This window comes from Streptomyces sp. NPDC058674, from assembly GCF_042716505.1.
GTDB lineage: Bacteria > Actinomycetota > Actinomycetes > Streptomycetales > Streptomycetaceae > Streptomyces.
The window spans coordinates 36,772-51,788 of sequence record NZ_JBHXSC010000052.1 but is presented as its reverse complement, the minus strand read 5'-3'; the positions used below and the strand labels follow the sequence as shown (position 1 = coordinate 51,788).

11 protein-coding genes and 1 pseudogene are annotated in these 15,017 nt (G+C 73.1%); 8 read left to right on the top strand and 4 right to left on the bottom strand.

The window, feature by feature from the left end:
* The 4 genes from ACFWU6_RS24220 to ACFWU6_RS24205 all read left to right on the top strand — a co-directional run.
* The coding region (locus tag ACFWU6_RS24220; RefSeq protein WP_383983008.1) for an energy-coupling factor transporter transmembrane protein EcfT at positions 1 to 1,229 on the top strand (1,229 nt) is incomplete at its 5' end.
* Entirely contained in the window at positions 1,226 to 3,085 is a 1,860-nt protein-coding gene (locus ACFWU6_RS24215; protein ID WP_383983006.1) for an ABC transporter ATP-binding protein, read from the top strand. The genes ACFWU6_RS24220 and ACFWU6_RS24215, both read left to right, overlap by 4 nt.
* The gene (locus tag ACFWU6_RS24210; protein WP_383983004.1) at positions 3,082 to 3,897 is read left to right on the top strand and encodes an ECF transporter S component; all 816 of its coding nucleotides are present in this window, start codon (positions 3,082 to 3,084) and stop codon (positions 3,895 to 3,897) included. The genes ACFWU6_RS24215 and ACFWU6_RS24210 overlap by 4 nt, the downstream gene beginning before the upstream one ends.
* Positions 3,898 to 4,243: 346 nt before the next feature.
* Positions 4,244 to 4,687, top strand: a complete 444-nt coding sequence (locus tag ACFWU6_RS24205) for a transglycosylase SLT domain-containing protein (protein ID WP_383804709.1) — start codon at positions 4,244 to 4,246, stop codon at positions 4,685 to 4,687.
* Positions 4,688 to 4,903: 216 nt separating this feature from the next.
* Here the strand turns inward: ACFWU6_RS24205 and ACFWU6_RS24200 are convergent, their stop codons facing one another.
* Positions 4,904 to 6,073, bottom strand: coding sequence for a steroid 3-ketoacyl-CoA thiolase (locus ACFWU6_RS24200; protein WP_383983002.1), 1,170 nt, complete (start codon positions 6,071 to 6,073; stop codon positions 4,904 to 4,906).
* A 240-nt stretch (positions 6,074 to 6,313) separates the two neighbouring features.
* On the opposite strand from ACFWU6_RS24200, the gene ACFWU6_RS24195 reads away from it, so the two are divergent.
* Positions 6,314 to 7,558 (top strand): cytochrome P450, encoded by a 1,245-nt coding sequence (locus ACFWU6_RS24195; RefSeq protein ID WP_383804713.1) that lies wholly within the window; start codon positions 6,314 to 6,316, stop codon positions 7,556 to 7,558.
* A gap of 315 nt (positions 7,559 to 7,873) precedes the next feature.
* Here ACFWU6_RS24195 and ACFWU6_RS24190 read toward each other — a convergent pair whose 3' ends face one another.
* Positions 7,874 to 9,901 carry a bifunctional glycosyltransferase 87/phosphatase PAP2 family protein gene (locus ACFWU6_RS24190; protein WP_383804716.1) on the bottom strand — a complete coding sequence of 676 codons (2,028 nt, stop codon included), beginning with the start codon at positions 9,899 to 9,901 and terminating at the stop codon, positions 7,874 to 7,876.
* 119 nt (positions 9,902 to 10,020) lie between these two features.
* Between ACFWU6_RS24190 and ACFWU6_RS24185 the strand changes: the two genes are divergently transcribed.
* Positions 10,021 to 10,359 carry an antibiotic biosynthesis monooxygenase family protein gene (locus ACFWU6_RS24185; protein ID WP_383983000.1) on the top strand — a complete coding sequence of 113 codons (339 nt, stop codon included), beginning with the start codon at positions 10,021 to 10,023 and terminating at the stop codon, positions 10,357 to 10,359.
* A gap of 119 nt (positions 10,360 to 10,478) precedes the next feature.
* Here the strand turns inward: ACFWU6_RS24185 and ACFWU6_RS24180 are convergent, their stop codons facing one another.
* Positions 10,479 to 10,874 carry a nuclear transport factor 2 family protein gene (locus ACFWU6_RS24180; RefSeq protein ID WP_383982998.1) on the bottom strand — a complete coding sequence of 132 codons (396 nt, stop codon included), beginning with the start codon at positions 10,872 to 10,874 and terminating at the stop codon, positions 10,479 to 10,481.
* Positions 10,875 to 11,025: 151 nt separating this feature from the next.
* Between ACFWU6_RS24180 and ACFWU6_RS24175 the strand changes: the two are divergent.
* A pseudogene (locus ACFWU6_RS24175) lies at positions 11,026 to 11,614 on the top strand (GNAT family N-acetyltransferase).
* Positions 11,615 to 11,692: 78 nt separating this feature from the next.
* On the opposite strand, the gene ACFWU6_RS24170 reads toward ACFWU6_RS24175, so the two are convergent.
* The gene (locus tag ACFWU6_RS24170; RefSeq protein ID WP_383982996.1) at positions 11,693 to 13,762 is read right to left on the bottom strand and encodes a DHA2 family efflux MFS transporter permease subunit; all 2,070 of its coding nucleotides are present in this window, start codon (positions 13,760 to 13,762) and stop codon (positions 11,693 to 11,695) included.
* Between the two features lie 224 nt (positions 13,763 to 13,986).
* Here ACFWU6_RS24170 and ACFWU6_RS24165 point away from each other — a divergent pair, with 224 nt between their 5' ends.
* Positions 13,987 to 14,835 carry a peptidoglycan-binding protein gene (locus ACFWU6_RS24165; protein ID WP_383982993.1) on the top strand — a complete coding sequence of 283 codons (849 nt, stop codon included), beginning with the start codon at positions 13,987 to 13,989 and terminating at the stop codon, positions 14,833 to 14,835.
* Positions 14,836 to 15,017 lie beyond the last annotated feature (182 nt).

The following is a 15,017-nucleotide window of genomic DNA, read 5'->3' as shown; positions in this document are numbered from 1 at the left end:
GCGCCGGGCTCCCGCCCGCGGCGTCCGCCCGGCGGCCCGCCGGTCCCGCGCCCGGGACGGCGTACGGCCGCGGCGGCGCCGTCCCGCGCGGGGCCGACCCCGCGCGGGGGACCCCGTACGGGCGCCGCAGGCCCTGGCAGGCGCCGGAGGCCACCCGCGGCAACGCCCTGCACGCGGGGGCCTGGTGGCTGTGGGCCCTCGGGCTCGCCACCGCCGCCTCCCGCACCACCAACCCCCTGCTCCTCGGGCTGGTCGTCGGCGTGGCCGGCTACGTGGTCGCGGCCCGGCGCACCGCCGCCCCCTGGGCCCGGTCCTACGGGGCGTTCCTCAAGCTCGGCCTGGTCGTCATCGGCCTGCGCCTCGTCTTCTCCATGCTGCTCGGCTCCCCCATCCCCGGCTCGCACACGCTGTTCACCCTCCCCGAGGTCCCGCTGCCCGCCTGGGCCCAGGGCATCCGCTTCGGCGGCCGGGTCACCGCCGAGCAGCTGGTCTTCGCCTTCTACGACGGCGCCAAGCTGGCCGCCCTCCTCGTCTGCGTCGGGGCGGCGAACGCCCTCGCCAATCCGGCCCGGCTGCTGAAGTCCCTCCCGGCCGCCCTCTACGAGGCCGGGGTCGCCGTCGTCGTCGCCATGACCTTCGCGCCGAACATGGTCGCCGACGTCGTCCGGCTGCGGACCGCGCGCCGGCTCCGGGGCCGCCCCACCGGCGGGGTCAAGGCCGTCCTCCAGATCGGCCTGCCGGTCCTGGAGGGCGCCCTGGAGCGCTCGGTGGCGACCGCCGCGTCGATGGACGCGCGCGGCTACGGCCGCACGGCACAGGTCCCGCCCGCCGTCCGGCACACCACCAACGTCCTCACCCTGGGCGGCCTGCTCGGGATGTGCGCGGGCACGTACGGCCTGCTGGCCGCGCAGGGGGCGGCGTACGGCCTTCCCGTGCTCGGCATCGGCCTGATCCTGGCCCTGGGCGGGCTGCGCCTGGGCGGGCGCCGGTCGGCGCGCACCCGCTACCGGCCCGACCGCTGGGGCCCGCGCGCCTGGCTGGTCGCCGGATCGGGGGCGGTCGTCGCCGCCCTCCTCGTCCACGCGGGCACCGCCGACCCGGACGGCCTGCACCCGGGCGTGGTCCCGCTGGCCTCACCCGACCTCCCGCTCTGGCCGGCGGCCGCGATCCTGATCGGCCTGCTTCCCGCCTTCGTGGCCCCCGTACCGCCCCAGGAGGCGTCGCAGTGATCAGTTTCGAGCAGGTGTCGGTCACCTACCGGGGCGCGGACGCCCCCTCCCTCCGGGGCGTCGACCTGGTCGTCCCGGAGGGCGAGCTGACGCTCCTCGTCGGCCCGTCGGGGGTCGGCAAGTCCACCCTGCTGGGCACCGTCTCGGGGCTGGTCCCGCACTTCACCGGCGGGACGCTGCACGGGCGGGTGACGGTCGCGGGCCGTGACACGCGCACGCACCGGCCCCGCGAGCTGGCGGACGTAGTGGGCACGGTGGGACAGGACCCGCTCGCGCACTTCGTGACGGACGTGGTGGAGGACGAGCTGGCGTACGGGATGGAGTCCCTGGGCCTGGCGCCCGCCGTGATGCGGCGCCGGGTGGAGGAGACCCTCGACCTGCTCGGCCTGAACGAGCTGCGCGACCGGCCCATCGCGACCCTCTCGGGCGGCCAGCAGCAGCGGGTGGCGATCGGCTCGGTCCTGACCCCGCACCCGAGGGTGCTGGTCCTGGACGAGCCGACGTCCGCGCTGGACCCGGCGGCGGCGGAGGAGGTACTGGCCGTCCTCCAGCGGCTGGTCCACGACCTCGGCACCACCGTCCTGATGGCGGAGCACCGCCTGGAGCGGGTGGTGCAGTACGCGGACCGGGTGCTGCTGCTGCCGGCCCCGGGGGCGGCTCCCGTCCTGGGCGCCCCGGCCGAGGTCATGGCCGTCTCGCCGGTCCACCCGCCGGTGGTGTCCCTGGGCCGCCTCGCGGGGTGGTCCCCGCTGCCCCTCTCGGTCCGCGACGCCCGCCGCCTGGCCGCCCCGCTCCGCGCCCGCCTCACCGCCGCCCCCGCTCCCACCGCCACCCCCACTCCCACCCCGGAAACCTCCCCGGCCCATGCCGCACACCCGGCGCCCGAGTCCGCTTCTGGCCTGCTCGGCGGACGGCTGACCCGTCCGGCCCCGCCGGCGTGTGAGGCGCGGGGGTCCGGGGGCGCAGCCCCCGACAGCGGAGCCCCCGGCCTGTTCGCGCGCCTGCTCCGGCGGAACGCGCCCCCCGCCGAAGCCCCCGGCCCGGGGCACGACACGGGGCGCCCCGCAGGACCGGCCGAGGCCAGAAACCTCACCGTCCGGCGCGGCCGCGCAGAGGTCCTGCACGGCATCGACCTGAGCGTGGCCCCCGGCGAGGTCATCGCCCTCATGGGACGCAACGGCGCCGGCAAGTCCACCCTGCTGTCCGCCCTCGTCGGCACGGTCGCCCCCGCCTCCGGCTCCGTGGCCGTCGGCGGCCGCACGCCCCACCGCACCCCGCCGCACGAGATGGTCCGCCGGGTGGGCCTCGTCCCGCAGGAGCCGCGCGACCTCCTGTACGCCGACACGGTCGCCGGCGAGTGCGCCGCCGCGGACTCCGACGCCGGCGCCGCCCCCGGCACCTGCCGCGGCCTGGTCACCGCCCTGCTCCCGGACGTGGCCGACGACACCCACCCCCGCGACCTCTCCGAGGGCCAGCGGCTGGCTCTCGCCCTGGCCCTGGTGCTGACCGGGCGCCCCGCACTGCTCCTCCTCGACGAGCCCACCCGCGGCCTGGACTACGCCGCCAAGGCCCGCCTGATCGAGATCCTGCGGGCCCTGTCGGCGGAGGGCCACGCCATCGTGCTGGCCACGCACGACGTGGAGCTCGCCGCCGAGCTGGTGCACCGGGTGGTGATCCTGGCGGGCGGCGAGATCGTCGCCGACGGTCCGACGGCCGAGGTCGTCGTGTCCTCGCCCGCCTTCGCGCCGCAGGTGGCGAAGGTCCTGGCGCCGGGTCACTGGCTCACGGTGGGCCAAGTCGCCGACGCCCTCGACACCGCGGGCTCCCCGGGAGCCACCCGGGGAGGCACTCCGTGAGCCGCGCCGTGAGCCGTCCCGTGCGGATCGGCCCGCGGGCCGCCGCGGCCCTGGTCCTGGTCACCCTGATCGGCATCGCGGCGTTCGGCTGGCCGCTCCTGGCCGACCGGCAGTCCGGGCTCGCCCACTCCCAGGACGCCCCCTGGCTCTTCGCCGCGCTGCTGCCCCTGCTGGTCGCCGTGGTCGTCGCGACCATCGCGGACGACGGCATGGACGCCAAGGCCGTGGCGATGCTCGGTGTCCTGGCGGCCGTCGGGGCGGCGCTGAGACCGCTGGGTGCGGGGACGGCGGGCCTGGAGCCGATGTTCTTCCTGATGGTGCTCAGCGGCCGGGTCCTGGGACCCGGCTTCGGCTTCGTCCTGGGCTCGGTGACGATGTTCGCGTCCGCGCTGCTGACGGGCGGGGTGGGTCCGTGGATGCCGTTCCAGATGCTGGCGCTGGGCTGGTTCTCGCTGGGCGCGGGGCTGCTACCGGGCCCCGAGCGGATCCGGGGGCGGGCGGAGCTGCTGATGCTGGCCGCGTACGGCTTCGTCGGTTCGTTCGCGTACGGCACGGTCATGAACCTCCAGGGCTGGGTGATCCTGCAGGGCATGGGGCAGGGCGTCTCCTTCCACCCCTCGGAGCCGGTGGGGGCGAATCTGGCGCGGTTCGTCGCGTACTGCCTGGCGACCTCGGTGGGCTGGGACCTGGGGCGGGCCGCGCTGACGGTCGTACTGACGCTGACGCTCGGGGCCACGCTGTTGAAGGCCTTGCGGCGGGCGACCCGTAAAGCGGCGTTCGGTGCCCCGATTTCCTTTGATTCGGGGGTTTAGTCCGTTTTCGACTACCCCCTCAACAGGGTACGTACGGTTGCGGAGCGTGAGATCCGGGCCGGTCGGCGGTGACCCGCCCCACAGGACGTGCGTCACATACGAGCAGGCCTAGTAGCCCCCGAACGTCCCCTGAAGACCCCCTCGAACCGGTCGCCACCTGCACGGACGGTGATCGCGGCCGAGGGGGGCCGATCCGCCCCGACTGCGAGGCCCACTAGTAAGAGGGGACGTTGCCACGCCGTCGGGGCGTCTGTAGAACTGGATGAGTCGCAAGGCGGCACGGGTGCTTCACCCCCCGCCGACGAACCCCTCTCCACCGCGTGAGTGGCTCACGCATGCCTCCGGCATGCCTGCGGCTGATCCTGTCCCCTGTGAAAGGCATTCCGTGTCCCACACCGTCATCCGCCGCATCGCCGCTTCCAAGAAGACCTTCGTGGGCTCCGTCCTCGCCCTGGGAGTCGCCGGCTCGATGCTCGCCACCGTCCCCGCGCAGGCCGCCCCGATGAACGCCAAGGCGATCGCGCAGCAGATGATCAAGGACCCGGCGCAGTTCGCGGCGTTCAACAACATCGTGTCCCGCGAGAGCGGCTGGAACCACACCGCCACGAACTCCTCCTCGGGCGCCTACGGCCTGGTCCAGGCCCTGCCGGCCTCGAAGATGTCCTCCGCGGGCTCCGACTGGAAGACCAACCCGGCCACCCAGATCAAGTGGGGCCTGGACTACATGAACTCCCGCTACGGCAGCCCTGCCGGCGCCTGGAAGTTCTGGCAGTCCCACCACTGGTACTAAGCCGACCCCCGGCTTGGCATCCCAGTGGCAGCAGACGCCGCACCAGCACCACCAGCACCACCCGTCCCTGCGCCCGCACCAGCGGTTGAAGCAGCGGTTGCAGCAACAGCTCCACCAGAACGCGTGCGAAGGCCCCGGCAGCCCGACCTCCCCAGGTCCGGCCACCGGGGCCTTCGACTTTCCCATCCCACTGGGTTCAGAGCGCGCCCGCGCGGGTCACAGGCGCTGAATGATCGTGCCGGTCGCCAGCGCGCCGCCCGCGCACATGGCGACCAGCGCGAATTCCTTGTCGCGGCGCTCCAGCTCGTGCAGCGCGGTGGCGATCAGCCGGGCGCCGGTGGCGCCGACGGGGTGGCCGAGCGCGATCCCGCCCCCGTTGACGTTGACCTTCTCCAGGTCCTGGTCGAAGACCTTGGCCCAGCTGAGGACCACGGAGGCGAAGGCCTCGTTGATCTCGACGAGGTCGATGTCCTTCAGGGACATCCCGGCCTTGCCGAGCACGGCGCGCGTCGCGTCGATCGGCCCGTCGAGGTGGAAGTGCGGGTCCGAGCCGACCAGGGCCTGGGCGACGATCCGGGCCCGCGGCCGCAGCTTGAGCGCGCGGGCCATCTTGCGGGAGGCCCACATCACGGCGGCGGCCCCGTCGGATATCTGCGAGGAGTTCCCGGCCGTGTGCACGGCGGTCGGCATGACGGGCTTGAGCCGGGCCAGCGCCTCCATGCTGGTGTCCCGCAGCCCCTCGTCCCGGTCGACCAGGCGCCACATGCCCTGCCCGGCCGCCTGCTCCTCCTCGGTCGTCGGCACCTGCACGGCGAACGTCTCGCGCTTGAAGCGCTCCTCGGCCCAGGCGGCGGCGGCCCGCTCCTGGGAGAGCACTCCCAGCCGGTCCACGTCCTCGCGGGTCAGGCCCCGGTGGCGGGCGATCCGCTCGGCGGCCTCGAACTGGTTCGGGAGGTCGACGTTCCACTCGTCCGGGAAGGGCTTGCCGGGGCCGTGCTTGGAGCCCGAGCCCAGCGGCACCCGGCTCATGGCCTCGACGCCGCAGGCGATGCCGATGTCCATGACCCCGCCGGAGATCATGTTGGCGACCATGTGGTTGGCCTGCTGCGAGCTGCCGCACTGGCAGTCCACCGTGGTCGCGGCGGTCTCGTACGGGAGTCCCATGGCGAGCCAGGCGTTGCGGGCCGGATTCATCGACTGCTCGCCCGCGTGGGTGACGGTGCCGCCGACGATCTGCTCGACGCAGTCGGGCCGGATTCCGGTCCGGGCGAGGAGTTCGCGGTAGGTCTCGCCGAGCAGGTAGGCGGGATGGAGGTTGGCGAGCGCGCCCCCACGCTTGCCGATGGGGGTGCGTACGGCTTCGACGATGACGGGTTCCGCGGCCATGAGCTCGTCCTCTCCTGCATGCGCCAGCGCGGCGGGCCGTCCCGGCGCCCCGCCCGAACTAGTACGCGTTCTAGTTCCCCCCGCAGTCTTATGACCGCAGGCCCCCTCACGCAAGGGTCTTGCACGCGGCCTGCACGGATTCCACACGCAACAGTTGACGCGCCCACCCTTGTCACTTCTGGAACTCGTTACTACCTTCAAGCCAATCTCTGATGGGCCGTCAGACTTTGGAGTCGCCCGATGTCCTGCCCCGCGCTGCCCGAAGGCTTCGACGCCACCGACCCCGATCTGCTCCAAAGCCGCGTACCGCTCCCGGAGTTCGCCCGGCTGCGACAGACCGCGCCCGTGTCGTGGTGTGCCCAGCGGCGCGGCGTCACCGGCTTCGACGACGAGGGCTACTGGGTCGTGACCCGGCACGCGGACGTCAGGTACGTCTCCACGCACCCGGAGCTCTTCTCCTCCACCACCAACACCGCGATCATCCGCTTCAACGAGCACATCCCGCGTGATGCCATCGATGCCCAGCGACTGATCATGCTGAACATGGACCCGCCGGAACACACCCGGGTACGCCAGATCGTGCAGCGCGGCTTCACCCCGCGGGCCATCCGCGGCCTGGAGGACGCCCTGCGGGACCGCGCCCGGAAGATCGTCGAGGAGGCCGCGGCGGCCTCCGCCGACGGCAGCTTCGACTTCGTCACGCAGGTGGCGTGCGAGCTGCCGCTCCAGGCCATCGCCGAGCTGATCGGCGTACCGCAGGAGGACCGCTCGCGGATCTTCGACTGGTCGAACAAGATGGTCGCCTACGACGACCCCGAGTACGCCATCACCGAGGAGGTCGGCGCCAACGCGGCGATGGAGCTCATCGGCTACGCCATGAACCTCTCCGCCGAGCGCAAGGAGTGCCCGGCCAAGGACATCGTCACGCAGCTGGTGGCGGCCGAGGGGCAGGGCAACCTCGGCTCCGACGAGTTCGGCTTCTTCGTGCTGCTGCTGGCCGTCGCGGGCAACGAGACCACCCGCAACGCCATCAGCCACGGCATGCACGCCTTCCTGACCCACCCCGACCAGTGGGAGCTGTACAAGCGCACCCGCCCCTCGACGACGGCGGAGGAGATCGTCCGCTGGGCCACGCCCGTGGTGTCCTTCCAGCGCACCGCGACCCAGGACCTGGAACTGGGCGGCCAGAAGATCAAGGCGGGCGACCGGGTGGGCCTGTTCTACTCGTCCGCCAACCACGACCCCGAGGTCTTCACGGACCCGGACCGCTTCGACGTCACCCGCGACCCGAACCCGCACCTCGGCTTCGGCGGCGGCGGCCCGCACTTCTGCCTCGGCAAGTCCCTGGCCGTGATGGAGATCGACCTCATCTTCAACGCCCTGGCCGACGCCCTGCCCGACCTGCGCCTGACCGGCGAGGAACCCCGCCGACTGCGCGCGGCCTGGCTGAACGGCATCAAGGAACTGCGGGTAACCCGCACCTGACGCAGCACCCCACCGCCCCCGAACCAGCCCCGCCGGCGTGTGAGGCGCGGGGGCCCGGGGGCAGAGCCCCCCGGCACCGGCGCCGCACCCACCCACCGCCGGACGGCTACCGGCTACCGGCTCCGCGCAGCGGCCACAACCCCGTCCTCCGCCGCGCCCCGCGGCCTCGGCACGGACAGCCCCGCCCGCCACTTCGGGCACAGGCGCCCCACCGACCGCCACCGCCCCCGAACCAGCCCCGCCGGCGTTTGAGGCGCGGGGGCCCGGGGGCAGAGCCCCCCGGCACCGGCGCCGCACCCGCCCACCGCCGGACGGCTACCGGCTCCGCGCAGCGGCCACAACCCCGTCCTCCGCCGCGCCCCGCGGCCTCGGCACGGGCAGGCCCGCCGCCCCCGAGGCAACCGCTCCGCGCGGCCCCGACAGCACGTACACCAGCCCGAAGCCCGCACCCACCACGACCGCCCCGCCCACCGCGTCCAGCACCCAGTGGTTGGCGGTGGCGACGATCGCGCACACGGTGATCAGCGGGTGCAGCGCCCCCAGCAGCTTCTGCCACCCCTTCGGCGCCAGCACGACGATCACGATGCCGCACCACAGCGACCACCCGAAGTGCAGCGAGGGCATGGCCGCGTACTGGTTGGAGATCGCGGTCATCGCCCCGTACGACGGGTTGGCCAGGTCCTGCGGCCCGTGCACGGTGTCGATGAAGCCGAGCCCCGGCATCAGCCGCGGCGGCGCGAGCGGGTACAGCCAGAAACCGGCCAGGGCCAGCACCGTCGCCAGCCCCAGCGAGGCCCGCGCCCACCGGTAGTCGCCCGGCCGGCGCCAGTACAGCACGGCGAGGATCGCCAGCGGCACCACGAAGTGGAAGGAGGTGTAGTAGAAGTTGAAGAACCCCTCCAGCCAGGGCGTGTCCACCACCGCGTGGTTCACGGCGTGCTCGATGTCGATGCCGAGCGCCTTCTCGATCCCGTGGATCTCGTCGGCGTTGCCCTCGGCGAGCGAGCGGCTCGTGGGCGCGGCGGCGCGGATGTGCGAGTACAGCGAGTACCCGACGCGTATCAGCAGCAGTTCCAGCAGCAGGTTCGGCCGGGACAGGACCCGCCGCCAGAACGGCAGCAGCGGCACCCACGCCCACCGGGCGGTCGCCGGGCGCCCGTACGCGGTCGGTACGGGCTCCCGCCAGTGCGGCGCCGAGCGCGGCAGGAACGGCACGGCGCAGGCCGCCGCCAGGGCGGTCAGCAGCAGCACGTTGTCCCGTACGGGGGCCAGCGCGGCCAGGTTGGGCAGCAGCACGTCGCTGGGCAGGGTCAGCGCCAGGACCACCGCAACGGGCCACACGGGCCGGTCGGCGGCGCGCTTGCCGACCTTGCCGGCGACGGCGAGCAGCACCCACAGCAGCTGGTGGCGCCAGCCGGCCGGGGACACGGCGACGGCCACGCAACCGGTGACGGCCACGGCGAGCAACAGTTGCCCGTCACGGGCGTAGCGGGCGGCGCGGCGCAGGCCGATCCAGACGGCTCCGGCCGCGAGGGCGGCGTAGAGGGCGATCTCGCCGGGCCCGCTCATCCCGAGGCGCAGCAGTGCGCCGTGCAGGGACTGGTGGGCGGGGCCGCCCGGGGCGCCGCCGAGGCCGGCTCCGGCCAGGTGCTCGACCCAGTACGTCCACGAGTCCCGCGGCATGGCCGCCCACGACAGCGCGGTGGCTCCGGCGAAGGTCACGGCGGCGGTGTGGGCGGCGGGGCGGCGCCCCGCCGCCCACAGCAGCGGCGCGAAGAGCAGGAGCGCGGGCTGGAGCGCGGCGGCGAGGCCGATCAGCAGGCCGGCGGGCCGGTCGGCGGGCACCCGGAAGACGGCCAGCAGCACGAGCAGCACCGGCAGCACGGCCGTCTGGCCGGGCGAGGCGGCCTCGCGGACGGGCAGCGAGACCATCATCAGCGCGGTCAGCACGGGTGCGGCCAGCAGGGCCGTGCGCCGCGGGACGGGATCGGGCAGGCCGCGCGCGGCGACGAGCCCGATGGCGGCGACGCACAGCAGCGTCACGCAGGTCCAGGCCACCTCCAGCGACGGGGCGGCGAAGCCGGTGAGCGGCTTGAGGACCAACCCGGCGAAGGGGGTCCCGGTGAACTGCCCGGCGTCGTACAGCGAGCCGGGGAGGCTGCCGGGGAGGTGGAATCCGCTGAGCCACTCGCCTGGCGGCACGCGCAGCACCGCGGCGGCCTGTCTGACGGCGAGCGCACCCGCCAGCGCCCACAGCAGGAGGCGTACCGCCCCCAGTCTGCCGCTATCGCCTATGACCCCGGCATGTCCGGTCGCACCACTGTGCTCTGCCGCGTTAGCCACGCCTCGCCGGCCTCCCGCCCTGTTGACCGCAACCCCGACTTCGCCTGGCTGCCGCGTTTCGTACCGCGTGTGATTACCGGGACGACGATATCCCCCGCGGGATACCTAGGATGGCCCGCATGAGCATCGTGAAGATCAACGCACTCACCGTTCCGGCAGAGCAGAGGGAGGTGCTGGAGCAGCGCTTCGCCTCCCGGGCGGGCGCCGTGGAGGGCTCGGACGGGTTCGAGTGGTTCGAGCTGCTGCGGCCCGTGGAGGGCATTGACCAGTACCTCGTCTACACGCGGTGGCGTTCGGAGGAGGACTTCCAGGCGTGGATGGAAGGTCCGATGAAGGCCGCTCACCAGGGCGGCGGGCAGGGCGGCGGCGAAGGCGAAGGACGTCCGAAGCCCGCGGCTTCGGCCTCTTCGGTGTGGTCGTTCGAGGTCGTGCAGCAGGCGGCGCCGAAGAAGGGCTGAGGCCGCGGTACCGGTGTGACGGGGCGGGGAGCGCCGCCCGGGGGCGGCGCCCCGGGCGGCGCTCCTTGCCCCTGCCCTGCCGTCACCCCTCATCCGTCAGGCCCAGCAGGCGTCGGCCGTCAGGCCCAGAAGGCGTCGGCCTCGTCGATGTCCTCGGTGCACTCGTCGATATCGGTGATCTTGTGGCCGATGACGGTGCAGAACAGGCCGCCGCGGATCTCGATCCCCCGGTCGCCGCGGTCGCCGCGGGACGTGTGGAAGGTCATCACGTGGCCCCGGCCGTCGGCGAGGACGGTTTCCAGGTCCACCCGCAGGGTGCCCTTCGTCTCCTGCCCGAGCCGGCGGTAGAGGTCGAGGACGGCTTCCCGCCCCTTGTGGTGCCCTGACAGCGGGTTGCTGCCGGGTACGTGGTGGATGACGTCAGCCGTCATCAGCGTGCCCAGGGTCTCCATGTCGCCCTTGCCGAAGGCCTCGTAGCCGCGGCGGATCAGGGCACAGTCCGGATGCTCCGACATGATCGTTCACACCCTCCACGTGCGGGAACGCCCCCTTTTCCTATCATCGGCCCGACGCTGTGGATATTCCACGCGGCCCTCGCCGACCGAACTCCACAATGGCCCCATGAACACGTACACGTACAGCGAGCAGGACGAACAGAGCGCGAGGATGCGGCCTGACGCACGGGCCACACCTCCGCCCGTCGCACGCGACGCAGAAGGGCGCGGAGGCGGCGGGGCCCTGGGGCGGGCAGGTGCGTGGGCAGTCGCCCCCGAGCGGGTCGACTCCCCGGACGCCGTCGCCCTGCGCCGCGCCTACTACGCGGAGGTGGCCGGCCGGTACTGGAACCGCCCGGTGACGGAAACCGAGATCGACGCGGGGCTGCTGGACTTCCCCGATGACGGGCTGGTCCCTCCGACGGGCCGGTTCGTGGTCGGCAGACGGGACGGCGCGCCCCCTGGCGTGCGGCGGAATACGCCTGCTCGACCCCCGGACCGGCCCCGTCACCGCCGAGCTCACCAAGGTGTATGTCGACCCGCGCGCCCGCGGCACCGGAGGCGGGGCGGCCTTGCTGGAGGTCCTGGAAGCGCAGGGCCGCGCGATGGGCGCGGAGCGGGTCCGGCTGGACACCCGGTCGGACCTCGTGGAGGCCCGCGCGCTGTACGCGCGCCGGGGCTACGCCGAGATACCTGCGTACAACTCCGGCCCGTATGCGGAGCACTGGTTCGAGAAGAACCTGCTCACGAGCACACTCTGAGCACCGGGTCGGGACGGTCCGGAACGGGTCGGGACGGTCCGGGGGCGGAGGCGCGGCAGGGGGTGGATCGGCGGCCGGCTAGTGCGCGGCGTGGTCGCGCCGGGGCGCGGAATCGTAAGGCTCTTCGGCGTCGGAGCCGCATAGGTCGGCGTTGAGCTCGCGGACGAGTTTGATCAGGTCGGTCGGGCGGTCGGGTCCCCACCAGTCGCCGAGCAGTTCGGCGAGGGACTCCTGTCTGGCGGCGGAGAGTCTCGCCGCGCTCTCGCGCCCCTTCTCGGTCGCGATCAGCGACAGCCCCTCCCGCGTGGCGAGCCCGCGCCCCTCGATCTGGCGGGCGGCGTCCGTGATGACCTTCAGGGGCACGTTCGTGCGTTCGGCCAGGACGGCCGGGTCGGCGGAGCCGTACTTGTTGATCCGCAGCAGCAGCCAGCTGGAGGCGGGCAGCAGGTCGTAGCCCGCCTTCTGGGTGATCTTCTCGTAGACGTGGCGTCGGCCCTCGCGGGTGCCCAGCACCGACAGGGCGCGGGCGACCTCGTCGTGGGATGAGCGCTGGACGGGGTTGGAGGCGAGTGTCTCGCTCACGTCGGGTGCGGTCACCGAGCCGCGGAGCGTGTCCTCCTTGAGGAACCACGCAACGACGAAGGCGATGAGCACGATCGGCACGGCGTAGAGGAAGACGTCGGTGATGGCGGTCGCGTAGGCGTCCAGGACGCGCGGGCGCAGCTCGGCCGGGAGCACGCCGATGGCCCGGGGGTCCGCCTCCAACTGGGCGGGGCCGACGCCGGGCGGCAGCGCGGCGCCCCGCAGGACGGAGACCAGCTTGTCGTCGAGCAGGTTGGTGAAGATCGTGCCGAAGATCGCGACGCCGAAGGAGGCGCCGATGGAGCGGAAGAAGGTGGCACCTGAGGTTGCGACGCCCAGGTCGGCATAGCTGACGGAGTTCTGCACCACCAGGACGAGGACCTGCATGACCAGGCCGAGCCCGGCTCCGAAGACGAAGAAGTAGACGCTCATCTCCCAGGTGGAGCTGGTGCGGTGGAGCTGGTGGAGGAGGAGCAGACCGAGGGCGGTGACGCCGGTGCCGGCGATCGGGAAGACCTTCCACCGGCCGGTGCGGCTGACGATCTGGCCGGAGGCGGTGGAGGAGATCAGCATGCCGAGGACCATCGGCAGCATGTGGACGCCGGACATGGTGGGGGAGACGCCCTGGACGACCTGTAGGAACGTCGGGAGGTAGACCATCGCCCCGAACATCGCGAAACCGACGACGAAGCTGATCACCGAGCAGAGGGTGAAGGTGCGGATGCGGAAGAGCTTCAGCGGCAGGACCGGTTCGGCGGCCTTGCGTTCCACGAGGACGAAGGCGGCGAGCAGGACGGCTCCGAGGACGGCGAGCCCGATGATCCGGGGGGAGCCCCAGCCCCAGGTGCCGCCGAGGGAGGCGACGAGCACGAGGCAGGTGGCCACGGAGGCGATGAGGAAGGTGCCGAGGTAGTCGATGGTGTGCTTCGAGGAGCGGGCCGGGATGTGCAGGGCGGCGGCGATGACGACGAGCGCGACGAGTCCGATGGGGAGGTTGATGTAGAAGACCCAGCGCCAGGAGAGGTGGTCCACGAACAGGCCGCCCAACAGGGGGCCCAGCACGCTGGTCGCGCCGAAGACGGCGCCGAAGAGGCCCTGGTACTTCCCGCGTTCGCGGGGCGGGACGATGTCGCCGACGATCGCCATCGACAGCACCATCAGTCCGCCGCCGCCCAGGCCCTGGAGGGCGCGGAAGCCGATGAGCTGCGGCATGTCCTGGGCGAGACCGCACAGGGCGGAACCGATCAGGAAGAGGACGATGGCGTACTGGAAGAGCTTCTTGCGTCCGTACTGGTCGCCGAGCTTGCCCCACAGGGGGGTGGCCGCGGTCGAGGCGAGCATGTAGGCGGTGACGACCCAGGACAGGTGCGCCATGCCGCCCAGGTCGCTCACGATGGTCGGCAGGGCGGTGGAGACGATGGTCTGGTCGAGTGCGGCGATCAGCAGGCCCAGCAGCAGTGCGCCGATCGAGACGAGCACCTCGCGGGTGGTGTGTTCGGAGGCGGGGCCGGACTTCCGCGGGCCGGAACCGGAGCCCGCGGCCTCCGTGGTCACATCCTGAGCCATCGATTCCTCCTCAGGCCGGATCAACATCTCCATCCTGAGCGGTGTGTCCGGTTATGGCCTCTCGGACGGTTGGGTGGGCCCTGCCGGGTCTGCATAATCGCAGGCAATGGCCAGGGAGAGGGATTCCAGTGAGCGGTGAACACTGTCTGAATTGCGGCGCTGCCGGCGCCGGCTGCGGGTGTGCGCCGGGTGCGGGTTTCGACCCCCTGCGCATCCGCCCGTACGTGACGCTGTCGGACCCCGGCGCGCCCGGCGCCGAGGCCTCGGCGCCGCCGGTGTCCCGTCCGGTGGCACCGCCGCCGGGCGACGACACCCCGGCGTACGGCATACCCGTACCGCCGGTGCACCAGCCGTGGCCAGCGGGCCCGGCCGACACCGTCGGCCTCCCGACGGTCCCCCCGGAGCCCGCGCCGCCCCGGGACGGACAGGCACTCGGCACACCAGACGAATGGACGGGCGGGGGCGGGGGCGGGGGCGGGGGGCCCGAGAAGCAGTCCGGCGCTGTCGCCCGGCGGCTCATGCCGCTCCTGCTCGGCGCAGCTGCGGTCATCGCCCTCGGCGGGACGGCGATGGCGCTGTGGACGATGCCGGACTCCTCCGGCGACGGGGGCACCCGGCTCGATGCCAAGCCCTCTACTCCCGTGGCGGCCATGGCCCCCACCGAACCTTCCCCGAGCCCGTCCGCAGCCTCGCGGAGCCCGTCGCCCTCGGTTTCGCGCTCCCCGTCGCCGAGCGCGTCCCGCTCGGCTTCCCCGTCCGCCTCGCCGAGTCCCTCCCGGTCGGCGTCGCCGACCGCCTCCTCCCCGAGCCCGTCACCGAGCACGAGCCGCTCCCCCAGCCCCAAACCGCCGCCGCCCGCGCAGGCCGCGACCCTGCGGTACGGCGACTCGGGCGCGGAGGTGGAGAAGCTGCAGCACCTGCTCGCGGGCCAGGGCTTGTACCGCGGGAGGTTCAACGGCCAGTTCGACTGGCGGGTCGAGCAGGCGGTGTCGAAATTCCAGTTCGACCGCGGCATCGACGACGAGGAGTGGGGCGTCTACGGCCCGGTGACGCGTCGGGCGCTGGAGGGATAGGCGGGATCAGGTGGGAGAGCCGGGCGCGGAGGAGAGCCGAGCACCGGGGGAGGAACCGGGCGCAAGAGGGGACGGGGGTCACACGGCCTGCGGTGGCGCGGAGGGCCCCGAGTTTTGTATTCTGTGGGAACAAAGTGGTTCCGTCCTCACTCCCTGACCGGTGGACGGAACCACTTGTTCTC

What these genes read in the sequence shown, in the direction of transcription:
- ACFWU6_RS24205 (WP_383804709.1), top strand. Translation starts at nt 4,244, where the DNA reads ATGCCTGCGGCTGATCCTGTCCCCTGTGAAAGGCATTCCGTGTCCCAC.
- ACFWU6_RS24200 (WP_383983002.1), bottom strand. Translation starts at nt 6,073, where the DNA reads ATGGCCGCGGAACCCGTCATCGTCGAAGCCGTACGCACCCCCATCGGC.
- ACFWU6_RS24195 (WP_383804713.1), top strand. Translation starts at nt 6,314, where the DNA reads ATGTCCTGCCCCGCGCTGCCCGAAGGCTTCGACGCCACCGACCCCGAT.
- ACFWU6_RS24185 (WP_383983000.1), top strand. Translation starts at nt 10,021, where the DNA reads ATGAGCATCGTGAAGATCAACGCACTCACCGTTCCGGCAGAGCAGAGG.
- ACFWU6_RS24180 (WP_383982998.1), bottom strand. Translation starts at nt 10,874, where the DNA reads ATGTCGGAGCATCCGGACTGTGCCCTGATCCGCCGCGGCTACGAGGCC.
- ACFWU6_RS24170 (WP_383982996.1), bottom strand. Translation starts at nt 13,762, where the DNA reads ATGGCTCAGGATGTGACCACGGAGGCCGCGGGCTCCGGTTCCGGCCCG.